Source organism: uncultured Serinicoccus sp. (assembly GCF_947487915.1).
Taxonomy (GTDB): Bacteria; Actinomycetota; Actinomycetes; order Actinomycetales; family Dermatophilaceae; genus Ornithinicoccus.
Genome location: NZ_CANKYH010000001.1, coordinates 216,001 through 232,690 on the forward strand (window position 1 = coordinate 216,001; position 16,690 = coordinate 232,690).

The window sequence follows — 16,690 nt, forward strand, 5'->3', positions numbered from 1 at the left end:
CGTGTCCGTCTCCGGGACGTCAGCCGCTCTTGCGGCGGAACATCTGCTGGGCACCCGAGGTCTTGGCGCCGCGCTCCTGCGCGACCTTGCCGTGCTCGGAGTGGTCCGAGACGTCCGTGCCGCCGTGGGCCTGCTTGCGGGCCAGCGCCTCGCGGAACTTGGCCTTGACATCCTCCGTGACCGGATCGTTGCTCATCGGGCCACCTCCTCACTGTCGCCGGACATGACGCGCTCACCCTGACACGCGCGAGGATCGGCCGCCACCGCATTTCCGGCAGGTGGCAGGATGGCGCACGGACCGGCCTTCCTGGGTGGCACCACGCCTGACCCAGCGGCAGCATCACCCGTAGACTGCAGGCCCCGGACGAGGAGAGAGTCAACACATGTCGGAACGTGTATCGATGCCCGCCCTCGGTGAGTCCGTCACCGAGGGGACCATCACCCGCTGGCTGAAGAGCGTCGGCGACTCCGTCGAGGTCGACGAGCCGCTGCTCGAGGTCTCGACCGACAAGGTCGACACCGAGATCCCCTCCCCGGTCGCCGGCGTGCTGCAGGAGATCCTCGCCGAGGAGGACGACACCGTCGAGGTGGGCGCCGACCTCTGCGTGGTGGGCGACGACGACGGCAGCTCCGGGGACGACGGCGGCTCCTCCGACGCCGACACCCAGCAGGACGACTCCTCCGGCGAGTCCTCCGACGACTCCTCCGAGCCGGACGGGCAGGACCAGGCGGACGACCAGACCTCCGACGACGACGGGTCCTCCGACGACGCGTCGACCCACGAGTCCTCCGGTGGTGCCTCGTCCGAGGGCGGGTCCTCCGACGGCGACTCCTCCGGTGGTGGTTCCTCGGGCGGCGAGACGGTCACCATGCCGGCGCTGGGCGAGTCGGTGACCGAGGGCACGGTCACCCGCTGGCTGAAGTCCGAGGGCGACACGGTCGAGGTCGACGAGCCGCTGCTCGAGGTCTCGACGGACAAGGTCGACACCGAGATCCCCTCGCCCGTGGCGGGCGTCCTCACCTCCATCCTCGCGGCCGAGGACGAGACGGTCGAGGTGGGCGGCGAGCTCGCGGTCATCGGGGGCGAGTCCTCCGGGTCCTCCGGTGGCGGGCAGGAGCAGCAGGACGACAACGCCGAGGGCGACACGGACTCGGGCTCTGAGGCCGACGAGCAGGAGGCCGACGAGCAGGAGGCCGACGAGGCGTCCGCCGACGAGCAGGGCGGGTCCTCCGACGACCTCGCCGAGGAGTCGGACAAGCACGAGCAGGCCGCCGAGGAGTCGGCCGAGAAGTCCGGCACCTCCGAGGCCGACGACTCCGGTGTCGCCACCGGCGTGGGGACCACCTCCACCGAGAACGGCACCACCTCGCACAAGGACGCCGACGGCGACGGCACCCCGGACGCCCAGCAGCGCTCCGGCTCGGGTGAGGCGCCGTCGCAGGACGTCAGCGCCTACGTCACCCCGCTGGTGCGCAAGCTGGCCGCGCAGCACGGCGTGGACCTGGCCTCGTTGAGCGGCACCGGCGTGGGTGGTCGCGTCCGCAAGCAGGACGTGCTGGACGCGGCCAAGGCCCAGAAGGAGCAGAGCGAGCAGGCGGCCTCCGAGCAGGCGGCGGGCGAGCAGGCCCCGGCCGAGCAGGCTCCCGCCGAGAGCACGTCGGGTGCCCCGGCCACCGGCGGCGGTGCCGCCGGCGGCGGCAGCGACGCCAAGCGTGGCACGACCGAGAAGATGTCGCGGCTGCGCAAGGTCATCGCCACCCGCATGGTCGAGTCGCTGCAGACCAGCGCCCAGCTCACCACGGTCGTCGAGGTCGACGTCACCAAGATCTCCCGGCTGCGCAAGCGGGCCAAGGACGAGTTCCTCAAGCGCGAGGGCACCAAGCTGTCCTACATGCCGTTCTTCGCGATGGCGGCGATCGAGGCGCTCAAGGAGCACCCGATCGTCAACGCCAGCGTGGAGGACGACTCCATCGTCTACCACGCGGCCGAGCACCTGGGCGTCGCCGTGGACACCCCGCGCGGCCTGCTGGTCCCCGTGATCAAGGACGCCGGCGATCTCAACATCGCCGGGCTGGCCCGCAAGATCGCGGACCTGGCCGAGCGGACCCGGGACAACAAGGTCGGACCGGACGAGCTGTCCGGCGGCACCTTCACGCTGACCAACACCGGGTCCCGCGGAGCGTTGTTCGACACGCCGATCATCAACCAGCCCAACGTCGGCATCCTCGGGACCGGGGCGGTCGTCAAGCGTCCGGTCGTGGTCGTGGACGAGGACGGGATGGAGACCATCGCCATCCGCGACATGGTCTACCTCGCGATCAGCTACGACCACCGCGTCGTGGACGGGGCCGACGCCGCCCGCTTCCTCGCGACCATGAAGGAACGGCTGCAGGACGGCAAGTTCGAGGTCTGAACGACGTGAGCCTCCCTGACACCCCGTCCGGGCCGCGGCTGGTCGCCATCACCGGCGCCAGCGGACTCATCGGGTCGCGGCTGAGCGAGGTGCTGCGTGGTCGCGGCGACCGGGTGCTCCACCTGGTCCGCCGCGACCCGGCACCCGGGCCCGAGCTGCCTGACCGGGTGCGGGAGGTCCGGTGGGCCCCCGGGGACCGTCTGGACCCCGGGGCCCTCGAGGGCGTCGACGGCGTCGTGCACCTCGCGGGAGCGGGTATCGGTGACCGGCGGTGGACCGAGGAGCGCAAGGCCGTCCTGGTCTCCTCCCGCGTCGACGGCACCCGGACCCTCGCCCGCGCCCTCGCAGAGGTCGCCGCAGCCGACGGGCACCTGCCCCGCCTGGTCTCCGGCTCCGCGGTGGGCTTCTACGGAGACCGTGGCGACGAGGTGCTCACCGAGGACAGCCCGGCCGGGGAGGGCTTCCTCGCCCGGCTGGTCCAGGACTGGGAGGCCGCGACCGGAGCCGCCGAGGAGGCCGGGGTGCCGGTGGCGCACGCGCGCACCGGGATCGTCCTCTCCCCCGACGGCGGCGCGCTGGGCCGGCTGCTGCCGCTGCTCCGGCTCGGGCTGGCCGGCCCGCTGGCCGGAGGCGACGCGTGGTGGCCCTGGATCACCCTGCACGACCAGGTGCGGGCGCTGGTGCACCTCCTGGACCGTGCCGACGTCACCGGGCCGGTCAACCTCGGCGCCGCGTCGCCGGCCACCCAGCAGCAGGTGACCCGTGCCCTGGCCCGCGAGCTGCACCGCCCGGCCGTCGTGCCCGCTCCCGGGTGGGCCCTACGGCTCGTGCTCGGCGAGATGTCCCAGGAGATCCTGGCCTCGACCCGCGCCCTGCCCCGCGAGCTCGAGCGGTCCGGGTTCGAGTTCACGCACCCGGACCGGGAGCGGGCGGCCCGCTGGGTGGTCGAGGAGCTGAGGGGCTGAGCGGTTCCCACCGCTGCACCAGCCACCCCCGGTCGTGCGCCGTCAGCACCATCCGGACCTGCTCGACACCACCCGCAACGGCGTGCACCAGCTCCTCCCCACGCCATACCTCCAGGGCTGGTCTGCGCACGGTGGCGTCGACGACCAGCCGGCCGGTGTCGCGCTCCTCGACCACCGCATCCGTCACCTCGAAGCTCACCGAGGGATAGCGCAGGCCCCGCTCGGCGGCCTCCCCGAGCAGGGAGCGTTCGCGCACGTCCGCCACGGACCCGGGTGCGGTGACCTGCCGCAGCCGCTGCAGGTCCCCTCCCTCCCAGGCGGCGGACCGGTGGTCGAGGAGCCCCTGAACGACGTCCCGCACCGACCCGTCGTGCCCCGTCGCGACCGTCCCGGCCGCCGCGTCCGGGTCCGCCGGGGCCGGGGAGGGCGTCGACTGGACCGGTCCTGACGAGGGGGGACCGGCGGTCCGGACGACCGGGGCCGGCGGGGTCGGCTCGGCCCCGGCCACCCCCGCGGGCGCCGACCGCACCTGCAGCACAGCCCACAGCGCGACACCGACCGCGGCCAGCACCAGGCCGAGCCCCAGCACCAGCCGCACCTGCGCCGCGCGGGCCGGTCCGGTGCCGTCGGGCACCCGGTGCGCCCCGCCGCGCCGGGGCCGGTCCGCCGACCGCCCGCCACCGCCCACCGGACGCGGACGGGCCTGCGCCCGGGCGGGTCCGCGGCCGCGTCCGAGGGGTCGCCGCCACCACCGCTCACCCGCGTCCGGCCTGCCCGCCCGGTCCTCGGTGTCCGCGAGCGCCACCTGCCGCAGGCGCTCGGTCAGGCCGGTCGCGGCGTCGGCACCGGGAGCCACCTCCACCGGCTCGGGGTCGACGATCGCCAGCAGGGCGGTGGGGAGGTCGTCGGCCGCGGGGCGGTCCTCAGGTTGCGGCGCCATGCAGGCCTGCACCAGCTCGACCAGCGCGGGCGGCAGGGCGGGCGCGAGGTCCCCGAGGGCCGGCCGGTCGAAGCCCGGTCCCGGACGCTCCCCCACCAGGCACAGCCACGCCACCGCGCCCACCTGATAGACGTCGGACTCGGCCGTGGCCACGAAGCCCTCCAGCACCTCGGGCGCCACCATCCCCTCCTGGGCGGCGGTACCCCACCCGCGCAGCCCCTGCTCCCCCGCCACCCGCGCCGCGCCCAGGTCGCCGAGCAACGGCATGCCGTCGCTGCGGAAGAGCAGGTTGCCCGGTGAGACGTCGCCGTGCACGACGCCCGCGCGGTGCAGGTCGCCCAGGGCAGCCGAGACCGGGTGCAGCACGGTCACCAGCTCCCCGGGCGAGAGCAGTCGGCGGCGACCGAGCACCTGGGCGAGGGACCCGCCCGCAGCGAGCTGGGTGACGAGGGCCACCGTCGGGTCCCCGGGGTCACCGAGCGGGAGCACGTCGTAGAGGTGCAGCACGTGCTGATGACGCAGGCCGGCCAGCAGACCCGCCTCGGCGAGGACGGCGGTCAGGGCGGCCCCGTCGCCGGCGCCCGGACGCACGAGCTTGACCGCCACCGGCAGACCGTCCGCACGGCGGCGCGCCCGCCACACCTGCCCGCTCCCGCCGGCCCCCAGCGGGTCGAGGAGGTCGTATCCGGGGACCGTGGGGGTCGTCATACCGACAGCGTGCCCGGTTGGCGGGCAGGCATGCAGGAGTTGTCCACAGGCCCCCGGCCGTCAGGGTCTACAGTGCTGGTATGCGTCTGGAGCACCTCGGTCTGGCCCCCGACCTCGTGGACTACGTGCAGGCGTGGGAGCACCAGCGCGAGGTTCACGCCCGGGTCGTGAGCGGCGAGCTGCCGGACACGGTCCTGCTGCTTGAGCACGCCGCGGTCTACACCGCGGGCCGTCGCACCGAGGCCCACGAGCGCCCGCTGGACGGGACGCCGGTCGTGGACGTCGACCGGGGCGGCAAGATCACCTGGCACGGGCCGGGTCAGCTCGTGGGATACCCCATCGTCCGGCTGCCCTCCCCCGTCGACGTGGTGGCGCACGTGCGCCGCCTCGAGGACATGATGATCGGGGTGTGCGCCGAGCTCGGGGTCGAGGCGACCCGGGTGGAGGGGCGCTCCGGCGTCTGGCTGCCCGCGGACGCCGACCGTCCCGAGCGCAAGATCGGGGCCATCGGCATCCGGGTGAGCCAGGACGTGACGATGCACGGCTTCGCCCTCAACTGCGACTGCGACCTGGGCTGGGCGGACACCATCATCCCGTGCGGGATCGCCGACGCCGGGGTGACCTCGCTGTCCGCCGAGCTGGGCCGGCCCGTGGGGGTGCCGGAGGTGCTGCCGGTCGTCGAGCGGCACCTGGACCGGGTGCTCTCCCCGGTGGCCGCTGCGGGCTCGGGACACCGCCCGCTCACTCCTGGGGCCTGACCGACGCAGGAAGTTGCGGACACGCGTGCAACAGACGCGGTCCTCAGGACACAGCCACGGTTGACTGGCCACGTGCGGGTGCCCGGGTGTGGGCGCCCACCGATGCGAGGAGAGCAGGTGAGCGTGGCCCACCCGAGCGACGAGGGACCGGCCCTGACGATCCGCGGGCTGCGCAAGACCTACCGCACCGTGCGGGGGCGCAGGGTCGCGGTCCACGGCCTGGACATGGACGTCCCCACGGGCGGCGTGCACGGCTTCCTGGGCCCGAACGGCTCGGGCAAGACGACGACCATCCGTATGCTGCTCGGCCTGGTGCGGCCGGACGCCGGCGAGATGCGCATCTTCGGCACCCCGGTCCCCCGGGAGCTGCCGGCCGTCGTCGACCGGGTCGGTGCCATCGTGGAGTCGCCGAAGTTCTTCCCCGGCTTCACCGGCCGCCGCAGCCTCACCCTGCTCGCCGAGGCCATCGGCACGCCGACCACCCGGGTCGGCGAGGTCCTGGACGAGGTCGGCCTGGGCGGCCGGGGCGAGGACACCTTCCGCAGCTACTCCCTGGGGATGAAGCAACGCCTGGCCATCGCGGCCACCCTGCTCAAGGCGCCGGACCTGCTCATCTTCGACGAGCCCACCAACGGGCTCGACCCGGCCGGCATCCACGAGATCCGCACCACCATGCGCCGACTCGCCGACCAAGGGCGCACGGTCCTGGTCAGCAGCCACATCCTCTCCGAGGTCGAGCAGATCGCCGACACGGTCTCGATCATCGGGCGGGGTCGGGTGCTGGCACAGGGCTCGGTGGCCGGGCTCATCGGCGCCGGCGGGGAGACGGTCGAGGTCGGGGTGCGGCACCCCGGGGCCGCCGTACGGGTGCTGCGCGAGGCCGGCTTCGCCGCCGAGTGGCTCGCCCGCCCCCGTGGCCAGGACGCGGCGGACGCCCTCCGGCGGGGCGAGGACGAGGAGGTCGCCGGGCTGCTCACGGTCACCGGCGCGCACCCGGCCGAGATCACCCGGCTGCTGGCGGCGCAGGGGCTGTGGGTGGAGCGTCTGGTGCCGAGCCGGAGGGGACTGGAGCAGATCTTCCTCGAGCTCACCGAGGACGACGCGCTGCCCATGCGCACCTCCGAGCACGAGGAGGGCGCCGCATGATCCGGTTGGTCGGAGTCGAGCTGCAGCGCCTGCGGGCCCGGCGGATCGTCGTGCTGGCCCTGGTGGCCAGCGCCCTGATCGCGGGTTTCGCCCTGTTCACCGTCAACCAGCAGGCCGTCCAGCTCGAGCGGGCCCGCAGCGGCGCCGACGCGGCGTTCCAGGAGCAGCTGCGGTGGTGGGAGGAGAACGGCGAGCGGGAGCGCGCCACCTGCCTGCAGTCGCAGGAGGAGGAGCGCCGCCTCAGCGGCGACGGCTCGGTCGACTTCGGGTGCGAGCAGATGCAGGCCCCGACCCCGGAGCAGATGTACGGCGCGATGCCCTCCCTGGCCGGGCAGTACGACGAGCTCCTGCTCTCCCTCACCTACCCGTTCCTCCTGCTGGCCCTGCTGGTCGGCTCCACGCACGTCGCCGCCGAGTTCACCCATCGCACGATGGGGTCCTGGCTCACCTTCGTGCCGCGCCGGGGTGTCGTCTTCGCCTCCAAGGTGACGGCGGCCGCCATCGTCGCCCTCCCCGTGACCGGTGTCGGTGTGACCCTCGTCCTGCTCGGGGTGCCCGCCGTCTTCCGGTGGCACGGCATCGACGGCGGGGGCACGGCGGACCAGTGGGTCGTGCTGACCTGGGCCGTCGTGCGGATCATGGCGCTCGGCGCCCTGGCCGGGGCGCTCGGTGCGGCCGCCGGCTTCCTCGTCCGGCACAGCGCCGTCGTCGTGGGGGTGCTGGTGGGCTACCTGGCCGTGGTGGAGGGCATCCTCGGCGCCTCGCTGCCGCAGACCTCCCGCTACCTCCTCGGCCGCAACATCCAGGGCTTCATCGAGAACGGCACCCAGTGGACGGTGTATGCCGACTGCTGGGGACCGACCGGTGAGTGCCGCGAGGTGGTGGAACGGCTCAGCTTCGCCCAGTCCGCGACCACGCTCGGCGTCGTCGTGCTGATCGTGGGCGGGCTCGCGCTCTGGCGGTTCCTGCGCGCGGACGTCGACTGAGCTGCTCGGCCGGGTGGACCGCCCGGACCGACGGGCGCACGCGGGGCATACCCTGAAGGGGTGCACGCGTTGTCACCTGTGACAACGAACCGAACCGTAGGGAGCACCTGTGACCGTCGCACCGGAGGGCCGTCGACTGCTGCGTGTCGAGGCGCGCAACGCCGAGACGCCGATCGAGCGCAAGCCCGACTGGATCCGGACCACCGCCAAGATGGGACCGGACTACCAGGAGCTGCACTCGATGGTCAAGAGCGGTGGCCTGCACACCGTGTGCCAGGAGGCCGGCTGCCCCAACATCTTCGAGTGCTGGGAGGACCGCGAGGCGACCTTCCTCATCGGCGGTGACATCTGCACGCGGCGCTGCGACTTCTGCGACATCTCCACCGGTCGTCCGCTGCCGCTGGACCGGGAGGAGCCGCGCAAGGTCGCCGAGTCCATCCGCACGATGGAGCTGCGCTACGCCACCATCACCGGGGTCGCCCGGGATGACCAGAAGGACGGCGCGGCCTGGCTGTACGCCGAGGTCATCCGCAAGGTGCACGAGCTCAACCCCACCACCGGCGTGGAGATCCTGCCCCCCGACTTCGGCGCCGTCCCGGAGCTGGTCCAGCAGGTGTTCGACGCCCGGCCCGAGGTCTTCGCGCACAACCTGGAGACGGTGCCACGGATCTTCAAGAAGATCCGGCCCGCCTTCACCTACGACAAGTCCTTGCGGGTGCTGTCCATGGCGCGTGACAACGAGCTGGTGACGAAGTCCAACCTCATCCTCGGCATGGGCGAGACCGAGGAGGAGATCGACCAGGCGATGCAGGATCTGCACGACGCCGGGTGCGACATCCTTACCATCACCCAGTACCTCCGCCCCTCCAAGCTGCACCACCCCATCGACCGGTGGGTCAAGCCGCAGGAGTTCGTCCACTGGTCCGAGCGCGCCGAGGAGATCGGCTTCAAGGGCGTCATGGCCGGGCCGCTGGTGCGCAGCTCCTACCGGGCCGGCAAGCTCTACGCGCAGGCCATGCGCCGGTGGGGACGTGAGGTGCCCGAGCACCTGTCCCACCTGGCCCAGCAGGCCGAGGCGGACATCCCCGCCCGTCAGGAGGCGGCCTCGCTGGTGGCGGCGCAGGAGCGTCGGGAGATGCCCCGCGCCCGCGTATCCTGATCCCCATGTCCTCGTCCTCCACCACCGCCGCGCCCGAGCCGAAGAAGCGCCGCTTCGGACGCACCCGCAAGCCCAAGGACCCGAACAACCCCGGGCGCATCGCCCAGATCCGCCAGGTCTTCACCATGACCCGCAAGGCGGACCCGGCCGCCCTGTGGTGGATGGCCCTGGCGGCGCTGGCGGTGCTCGTGGTGGCCCTGCTCGTCGGGCTGTGGCTCGACCAGGTGGTCTACGTCCTCATCCTCGGCGTCCCCATGGCCATCCTGGCGGCGGTCATCGTCCTGGGCCGCAAGGCCGAGCGGGCCGCCTTCGCGCAGATCGAGGGCCAGCCGGGCGCTGCCTCCGCGGTGCTGCAGCAGCTGCGGCGCGGCTGGTACTACGACCAGGAACCGGTGGCCGCCGAGGCCGGTGGCCAGGTCCGCGGTATGCGTGACCTCAACAACGCGGCCATGGTCTTCCGGGCCGTCGGTCGCCCCGGCGTCGTGCTCATCTCCGAGGGTCCGCGCGGTTCCGCGCAGCGTCTGGTCAAGGCCGAGGAGCGCAAGGTGTCGCGCGTCGTGGGGCACGAGGTGCCCGTGCACACGATCTCCGTCGGCAAGGCCGAGGGCCAGACCCCGCTGCGCGAGGTCGTCAAGACCATCAAGAAGTACCCGAAGTCGTTGAGCAACGACGAGGCGCTCGTCGTCCAGCAACGCATGAAGGCGCTGGGCAGCCGCAACAAGCCGGCGATCCCGGCGGGCATGGACCCGACGCGTCCGCCTCGCGCCAGCCGGCGCGCCCTGCGCGGCCGCTGACGCTGACGACACAGGAGTATGCAGGTGCGTAACACCGGCGTAACACCCGAGTGACCCGGCGGAAACCGCCTCCACGTAGGTTGAGGGTCACCGGACCCGTAACCCCGAGTCGTCGCCCGGTCCGCGACAGGAGGAACTCCATGTTCAGCAATGCCGACGAGGTGCTCGCCTACATCAAGGACGAGGACGTCAAGTTCATCGACATCAGGTTCTGTGACCTGCCCGGTGTCATGCAGCACTTCAACGTGCCGGCCCAGACGTTCGACCAGGACGCCTTCGACACCGGCCAGATGTTCGACGGCTCGTCGATCCGCGGCTTCAAGTCGATCCACGAGTCGGACATGAAGCTCATCCCGGACCCGCAGACGGCCTACGTCGACCCGTTCCGGGTCGAGAAGACGCTCGTCATGAACTTCTCGATCGTCGACCCCTTCACCGACGAGCCGTACGAGCGCGACCCGCGGCAGATCGCGCGGCGGGCCGAGGAGCACCTGCGCTCGACCGGGATCGCGGACACCGCATACTTCGGTGCCGAGGCCGAGTTCTACGTCTTCGACGACGTGCGCTTCTCGACCGGCCCCAGCGGGGGTTACTACCACATCGACTCGGTGGAGGCGGCCTGGAACACGGGCCGCGCCGAGGAGGGCGGCAACCGCGGCTACAAGCCCCGGTTCAAGGGCGGCTACTTCCCGGTGCCGCCGGTGGACCACTTCGCCGACATCCGCGACCGCATGGTGCTCAACCTGGACACCGTCGGCCTGGACGTCGAGCGCGCCCACCACGAGGTCGGTACCGCCGGGCAGCAGGAGATCAACTACAAGTTCAACACCCTGCTCCACTCCGGTGACGACCTCATGAAGTTCAAGTACGTCATCAAGAACACCGCCTGGGCGGCGGGCAAGACGGCGACCTTCATGCCGAAGCCGGTCTTCGGCGACAACGGCTCGGGGATGCACACCCACCAGAGCCTGTGGAAGGACGGCGAGCCGCTGTTCTACGACGAGAACGGCTACGGCGGTCTCTCCGACATCGCCCGGTGGTACATCGGTGGCCTGCTCTCCCACGGCCCGGCGCTGCTGGCCTTCACCAACCCCTCGCTGAACTCCTACCACCGCCTGGTGCCGGGTTTCGAGGCGCCGATCAACCTCGTCTACTCGGCGCGCAACCGTTCGGCCTGCGTCCGGATCCCCATCACCGGGGCCTCGGCCAAGGCCAAGCGGGTGGAGTACCGCGTTCCCGACCCCTCGGCGAACCCCTACCTCGCCTTCTCCGCCCAGCTCATGGCCGGCCTGGACGGGATCAAGAACCGCATCGAGCCGCCGGAGCCGGTGGACAAGGACCTCTACGAGCTCCCCCCGGAGGAGATGGCCGACATCGACCAGCTCCCGACGAACCTGCCGGACGTGCTCAACGCGCTGGAGGACGACCACGCCTTCCTCACCGAGGGCGAGGTCTTCACCGAGGACCTGCTCGGCGCCTGGGTCGACTACAAGCGCGCCAACGAGATCCAGCCGACCCGGCTGCGGCCGCACCCGCACGAGTTCGAGCTGTACTTCGACATCTGATCAGGCGTCGACAGCTGACGAATCGCGTCGGCGGAGGGCAGGCAGCGAGGAACGAGCTGTCTGCCCTCCGCCGCGTCTGCAGGGGACGAGTTCTCGGGGGTGTCTCCCCAGCCGGTATGCCGTCTGTCGGCCGGTACGTCAGCTGACGGCCGTAACGTCATCTGACAGCCCCCTCGTCGAGGCTGATGGATGACGTACCGGCGCCTGGTTGACGGACCGGCTGATGGTCGGCCTGCCCGGCCCCCGCTGCGCCGTGTGAGGCGGTGGACGCCGAGGGCCGACAGGGGGGCCGCGAGGAGGCCGGCGAGCGCGACCGGCCACGGGTGGACGACCAGGCTCAGACCGTATGCCGTCACACCGGTCACCGCCCCGAGTCGCCGCAGCGTCGGGGCCGGCAGCCGGGTGGCCAGCGTGTGCTTGCCCGCCGCGCGGTCGGCGTCGCGGTCTGCCCACTGCGTCTCGAGCAGGTTGACGAAGGTCAGGAGGGCGAAGGGGAGAAAGGTGAGCAACCCCGGCCCGAGCGCAGCACCGGCGACCACGGCCCCGGTGGCCGGCAGCAGCAGGCCGCCCAGGAGCGCGTTGGCCACCTCCCCCCACCCGTGCCGCGAGAACGGCCAGGGCCCGACGGAGTAGGCCCATCCGCCCACCAGGCCGAGCGTGAGCAGCAGGGCCACCAGCCCGCTCACCGTGCCGGTCGCCAGTCCGAGGACTGTCAGCACCGCGGCGAGTGCTGCCGCCACGACGGCGACGCGCAGCGCGAACACGGCGGGCAGTCCGTGCTCCTGCAGGGCCCCGCTGCCGCCGGAGAACCGGGTGCGGACGGTGCGGACATCGGTCTGCACATCGGCGAACTCGTTGACCACGTGCACGCTGGTCGCGACCGCGAGGACCACCAGAGCGGTGAGGACGGCGCCGGGCCGGGGCAGCGCCGCCCCACCGGCCCCTACCCCCGCCGTCCCCGCGACCCAGCCCACGGCGTAGACCGCGAGGATGAGCAGCACCTGGTCGGGGCGGCTCATCCGGACGGCCGCGCGCAGCCGCACCGAGGTCGGCCCGGCGGGTCCGCCGTGGCTCACCGCCACGTGCCGACGAGCACCCGCACGTGGCCGCCCCGACGGCGCCAGCGTCGGGTCCGGGTCAGTTCCGGCTCGACGACCACCCAGGGGTGGGCGTCGATGTCGGCGCCGCCGAGCCGGCAGGCGAGCCGGGCCAGCGGCGCGGACCAGGCCGCGGCGCCGGTGGGCCGGGCCATGTCGACGACGGCGACGCCTGCGCCCGGCCGGAGCACACCGGTGACCGAGCGCCACACCGCTGCCGGGTCGGGGGTCAGCGACAGCGCATAGGTCGCGATGACGGCGTCGAAGGGCTGGCCCCCGGCAGCCTCCCGCAGCGCCTCCGGGTCGGCCATGTCCCCCTGCACCAACCGCAGCCGGCCCGGACCCGTCGACGAGGCTCGCTTGCGGCCGGCCACCTCCAGCATCGCCGGGCTGCGGTCCAGGCCCACGACCGTGCCCGTCGGGCCGACACCGTGCAGGAGCGCCGGGAGGTTCAGCCCCGTCCCGCACCCGAGGTCCAGCACCCGGTGGCCGGGTCGCAGCCGCAGCGCCGGGACGGCGAGGTGCCGCCCCACGGCATACACCGGCTCACCGGAGAGCAGGTCGTAGGTGCGGGCGGTGAGCGCGCCGTAGCGGTCCACCCTCACCCCGCCAGCTCGTCCGCGACCACGTCGGCACCCGCCCCTGCGTCGCACAGGCCGATGAAGGCCCCCAGCTGGAGCACGGCGTGCGGGCTGGAGGGCAGGTGGGCGGTGAGCGCCTCGGAGCGGATGAGCACGGCCCGCCACTGCGCGCGGGAGATCGCCACGTTGAGCCGGTTGCGGCTCAGCAGGAAGCCCATGCCGCGCGGCACGTCGGCGGCGGAGGAGGCGGTCATCGACAGGATCGCGACGACGGCCTCCTGCCCCTGGAACGCGTCGACCGTCCCGACCCGGACCTGCCCCAGCCCGGCCTCGGCCAGGTGCGTCCGGACGAGCGCCACCTGCGCGTTGTAGGGCGCGACGACGAGAACGTCACGCTGCCCCAGCGCTCGTGGCCCGGAGTGGTCCTCGGGATCGGTCCAGGTGGCCCCGAGGTGCGCCCGCACCTGGCGCACCACCTCGGCCGCCTCCTCCGGCGACTCCGTGCGGTTGCCCCGGTGCTCGAGCCGCACGACCTCCAGACCTGGTGCACGGCCCTCGAGCCGTCGCCGGGACGGGGGGTCGGCGGAGCTGAGCTGGCCGGCGTACGCCAGGGCGGAGACCGGCGCGGTGACCGCGGGGTGCATGCGGTAGGTGTGCTCCAGGAAGTACCCCCGCTCCGGCGGCAGGGTCGAGTCCTTCCCCATGAGCCAGCCCAGCGCCGACTCGTCCACGGGCTCGGCGTGCGTGCCCTGGCTCACCTGCGGCAGCTGCTGCGGGTCGCCCAGCAGCAGGAGCCGGTGCGCGGACCGCGAGGCCCCGACGGTCGGGGCCAGCGCGAACTGCCCGGCCTCGTCGATGACGAGCAGGTCCAGGCCGCCGGGCTCGACCAGGTCGGGGTGGGAGAAGGTCCAGGCGGTGCCGCCGAGGACGCACCCGGTCCCCCGGTGCTCCTCGAGGTATGCCGCGCGCGCCGCCGTCGTATCCGTCAGGGTGGACCAGGTCGGGTCGGCGCTCTTCGGTGCCGACTTGGCGACCAGGGTCGCGTCGAGACCCGCCCGCACGACGGCACCGAGGACGTTCTCGACGACGAGGTGCGACTGCGCCACCACGCCGACCCGCCAGCCGTGCTCCTCCACGAGCCGGCGGATGACCCGCGACCCGGTCCAGGTCTTCCCCGTTCCGGGCGGGCCCTGCACGGCGACGTAGGAGTCGTCCATCGCCAGGAGCGCCGTGACGATGTCACCGAGGGCGCCCGCACCAGACCCGTGCGGCAGCCGACCACCCTCGCGCAGCCTCGGCAGACGCCGGGCCAGCAGGTCGAGCGCCGCTCCCCCGGGCAGCTCCGGGTGGGCCAGGGCGTCGCCGGCCACCGCGGCGATGGCAGCCGGGATCGGGTCGGGCCGGGGCGGTGGCTCGGGGATTAGCGCCACGGGCAGGTCGTCGAAGACGTCGTCCGGCGATCGGGCCTCGACGAGCAGGACCACCCGCGGGTCGTCGGCGTCAGGCTCGATCGCGTCGGCACGCGCCGCGGCGTAGGGCGCCCCGTCCGGACCTGCGGTCCGCGCGGGACCCGGCGAGGCGTAGACCACCTGCGCGCGCCGGGCCCTGCTCCCCGGCGCCCAGTCCCCCACCAACCGCAGGGTGCGCCGCCAGTGGCGGGCCTTGCCCTCCGGCGGGGTCCAGTCGGCCACCACCTCGACGGACTCGACGGCGAAGACGTCACGGGTGCGCGCCCAGCTCTCCAGGGGGTGCTGGAGCCGGTCGAAGTGGCCCCACCAGAACTGCTTGTCCTCCCGCCGGTGGTAGCCGATCGCCGTGGCCAGCATGGCCCAGGCCTGCTCCTGCGCGGAGCGCTCCGGTGGTGGACCGGCCCCGGCGCGCGCCTGCAGCGCCTCCTCCAGCGCGCTGTCCTGCGCGGCGCTCTCCCGGGCCTGCGGCTCGATCACCCGGGGCAGGACCTGGTCGCGCACCCCGGCCTCCTCGGCCCGCTCCAGCAACCAGTCGCGCAGTCGCAGCGTGGAGACGCAGTCGTAGCGGTTGTAGTCGGCCAGGTCGTCCAGCCGCCGGGTCGCCTCTGCGGGGTCGGCCTCCTCCAGGATGCGGAACTCGTGGTAGGCCAGGATCGAGGCGTCGCCGGAGCTCACGCCGTCCTCCGGGCGCAGCTCGGAGCCCATGTAGAGCGGCTCCAGCTTCTTGATGCTGTAGGAGGGGGCAGCGACGAGGACCGAGCCGCGCACGACGGCGTAGAGGTCGACGAAGACCTCGGCCCGCAGGAGGTCGTCGAGCTCCTCCTCGCGCACCCGGTAGCGCATCGCCATGGCCTTGAGGGCGCTGGTCTCGTAGGGGGCATAGTGGTAGACGTGCAGGTCCGGCCACCGGCGGCGTCGCTGCTGCAGGTCGTCGACGAAGGCGACGAAGGCAGCGCGCTCGGCGGCGAAGGAGTGCGCCCAGGTCGGCGTGTAACGGCCCGTCGCGTCGAGCACGCCCCAGAGGTACTGCAGACCCGCGTGGGCCCGGTCGCCCTCGTCGTGGTGCGGGTCGCCCTCGAAGTCGAAGAAGAGGTCGCCCTCGCTGGGAGCAGGCAGCAGCGCCAGGGTCTGCGCGGCCGAGCCGGTCAGCCGGTGAGTCACGGCAGTGCCGCGGCCGGCCCGCGCCTGCAGCCCCGCCTGGTCGCGCAGCCGGTCGAAGGTGGCGGTCAGGATCCCCTCCGGTGCCGTGGCGGCGCCGGCCAGGTCCGCCACGGTCTCGATGCCCTCCTCCCGCAGGCGCGCGCGTCGCCGCGCGTCCACCCCGGCGACGAGGAGCACGTCGTCGGCCGCCGCGGCGGCGGCCAGGCAGTCCTCGCACCGCCCGCACACGGCATACCGGTCCTCGCCCCAGCGCACCGGGTCGCTCCCCTCCAGGTGCGCCCGCAGGAACGGCTCGAACCGTCCACGCACCTCGGAGAAGACCGAGACGAGGTCGTCGGTCGGCAGGTCGCGTCGCTCGCCCGAGCCGAGCAGCAGGCTGGCGGTGGCGGAGACCGGCACCCCCGACCGCTGGAGCTGGTCGGCGTAGGCCCCGAGCTGGACCAGCGCGAGCGCCGACTCCGAGCGGGCGAGCTTGGCGTCGCACACCCGCCAGCCGTCGTCCGCGCGCTCGAGCACGTCGGCGAAGCCGAGCATCCGCCCGTCGAAGAGACACGCCTGGGACACCGCCCGGGCGTCACCGGCGAGCGCGACGCGCGACGCCCCGGCAGCCTCCCGCAGCGACTCCACCGACAGCGGCGGGACCGGTCGCGCCAGCTCCAGGAGCCCGCCCCGGTCCCGGTATGCCGTGAGCAGCTCGGCCTCGTGCCGGTCCCCCAGCCGGGCGAGCAGGTCGCGCACGGGGTCGCGGCGTGGCTCGAGCTCCGGGCGCGGCACCCGCCCCAGCGACGCGTCGACGTGCCGCAGGAAGGCATACTCGCACGTCAGTGCCGCACGCAGGTCCGACGGGCTCCACACCACCCGCTGCGGTCCCAGCACGAGCATCGGCTCCACCTCCTCCGGCGCGTCCAGCCTCGCACACGGCACCGACAACCCCATCGCCGTCCCGG

13 protein-coding genes are annotated in these 16,690 nt (G+C 73.3%); 8 read left to right on the top strand and 5 right to left on the bottom strand.

What is annotated here, in order from left to right:
• Positions 1 to 19: 19 nt before the first annotated feature.
• The gene (locus tag Q0795_RS00875) at positions 20 to 196 is read right to left on the bottom strand and encodes a DUF5302 domain-containing protein (RefSeq protein ID WP_161937878.1); all 177 of its coding nucleotides are present in this window, start codon (positions 194 to 196) and stop codon (positions 20 to 22) included.
• A gap of 187 nt (positions 197 to 383) precedes the next feature.
• Here Q0795_RS00875 and sucB point away from each other — a divergent pair, with 187 nt between their 5' ends.
• Together sucB and Q0795_RS00885 are read left to right on the top strand one after the other, a co-directional pair.
• Positions 384 to 2,414 (top strand): 2-oxoglutarate dehydrogenase, E2 component, dihydrolipoamide succinyltransferase, encoded by a 2,031-nt coding sequence (gene sucB / locus Q0795_RS00880; RefSeq protein ID WP_298885428.1) that lies wholly within the window; start codon positions 384 to 386, stop codon positions 2,412 to 2,414.
• A gap of 5 nt (positions 2,415 to 2,419) precedes the next feature.
• Positions 2,420 to 3,379, top strand: coding sequence for a TIGR01777 family oxidoreductase (locus tag Q0795_RS00885; RefSeq protein WP_298885430.1), 960 nt, complete (start codon positions 2,420 to 2,422; stop codon positions 3,377 to 3,379).
• Here Q0795_RS00885 and Q0795_RS00890 read toward each other — a convergent pair.
• A complete protein-coding gene (locus tag Q0795_RS00890) occupies positions 3,321 to 5,027 on the bottom strand; it encodes a serine/threonine-protein kinase (RefSeq protein WP_298885432.1) in 1,707 nt (568 codons plus the stop codon). The two genes, Q0795_RS00885 and Q0795_RS00890, sit on opposite strands and share 59 nt — an antisense overlap.
• 17 nt (positions 5,028 to 5,044) lie before the next feature.
• On the opposite strand from Q0795_RS00890, the gene lipB reads away from it, so the two are divergent.
• The 6 genes from lipB to glnA all read left to right on the top strand — a co-directional run bounded on the left by lipB (position 5,045) and on the right by glnA (position 11,435).
• Complete coding sequence (lipB, locus tag Q0795_RS00895; protein WP_298885434.1) at positions 5,045 to 5,785, top strand: lipoyl(octanoyl) transferase LipB; 741 nt, start codon at positions 5,045 to 5,047, stop codon at positions 5,783 to 5,785.
• 117 nt (positions 5,786 to 5,902) lie between these two features.
• Entirely contained in the window at positions 5,903 to 6,931 is a 1,029-nt protein-coding gene (locus Q0795_RS00900) for an ATP-binding cassette domain-containing protein (RefSeq protein WP_298885436.1), read from the top strand.
• Complete coding sequence (locus Q0795_RS00905) at positions 6,928 to 7,917, top strand: hypothetical protein (RefSeq protein WP_298885438.1); 990 nt, start codon at positions 6,928 to 6,930, stop codon at positions 7,915 to 7,917. Before Q0795_RS00900 ends, Q0795_RS00905 begins: the two co-directional genes overlap by 4 nt.
• A gap of 109 nt (positions 7,918 to 8,026) precedes the next feature.
• Positions 8,027 to 9,076 carry a lipoyl synthase gene (gene lipA / locus Q0795_RS00910; protein ID WP_298885440.1) on the top strand — a complete coding sequence of 350 codons (1,050 nt, stop codon included), beginning with the start codon at positions 8,027 to 8,029 and terminating at the stop codon, positions 9,074 to 9,076.
• Between the two features lie 5 nt (positions 9,077 to 9,081).
• Complete coding sequence (locus tag Q0795_RS00915) at positions 9,082 to 9,870, top strand: DUF4191 domain-containing protein (protein WP_298885442.1); 789 nt, start codon at positions 9,082 to 9,084, stop codon at positions 9,868 to 9,870.
• A gap of 140 nt (positions 9,871 to 10,010) precedes the next feature.
• Entirely contained in the window at positions 10,011 to 11,435 is a 1,425-nt protein-coding gene (glnA, locus tag Q0795_RS00920) for a type I glutamate--ammonia ligase (RefSeq protein ID WP_298885444.1), read from the top strand.
• Here the strand turns inward: glnA and Q0795_RS00925 are convergent.
• From Q0795_RS00925 to Q0795_RS00935, 3 genes are read right to left on the bottom strand one after another with little or no spacing between them, the layout of a single operon-like run.
• On the bottom strand, positions 11,357 to 12,511 hold the full coding sequence (locus tag Q0795_RS00925) for a UbiA family prenyltransferase (protein WP_298885446.1): 1,155 nt from the start codon (positions 12,509 to 12,511) through the stop codon (positions 11,357 to 11,359). The two genes, glnA and Q0795_RS00925, sit on opposite strands and share 79 nt — an antisense overlap.
• Positions 12,508 to 13,137 (bottom strand): class I SAM-dependent methyltransferase, encoded by a 630-nt coding sequence (locus tag Q0795_RS00930; RefSeq protein ID WP_298885448.1) that lies wholly within the window; start codon positions 13,135 to 13,137, stop codon positions 12,508 to 12,510. Before Q0795_RS00930 ends, Q0795_RS00925 begins: the two co-directional genes overlap by 4 nt.
• Complete coding sequence (locus Q0795_RS00935) at positions 13,134 to 16,667, bottom strand: bifunctional RecB family nuclease/DEAD/DEAH box helicase (protein ID WP_298885449.1); 3,534 nt, start codon at positions 16,665 to 16,667, stop codon at positions 13,134 to 13,136. The genes Q0795_RS00930 and Q0795_RS00935 overlap by 4 nt, the downstream gene beginning before the upstream one ends.
• Between the last annotated feature and the right edge of the window lie 23 nt (positions 16,668 to 16,690).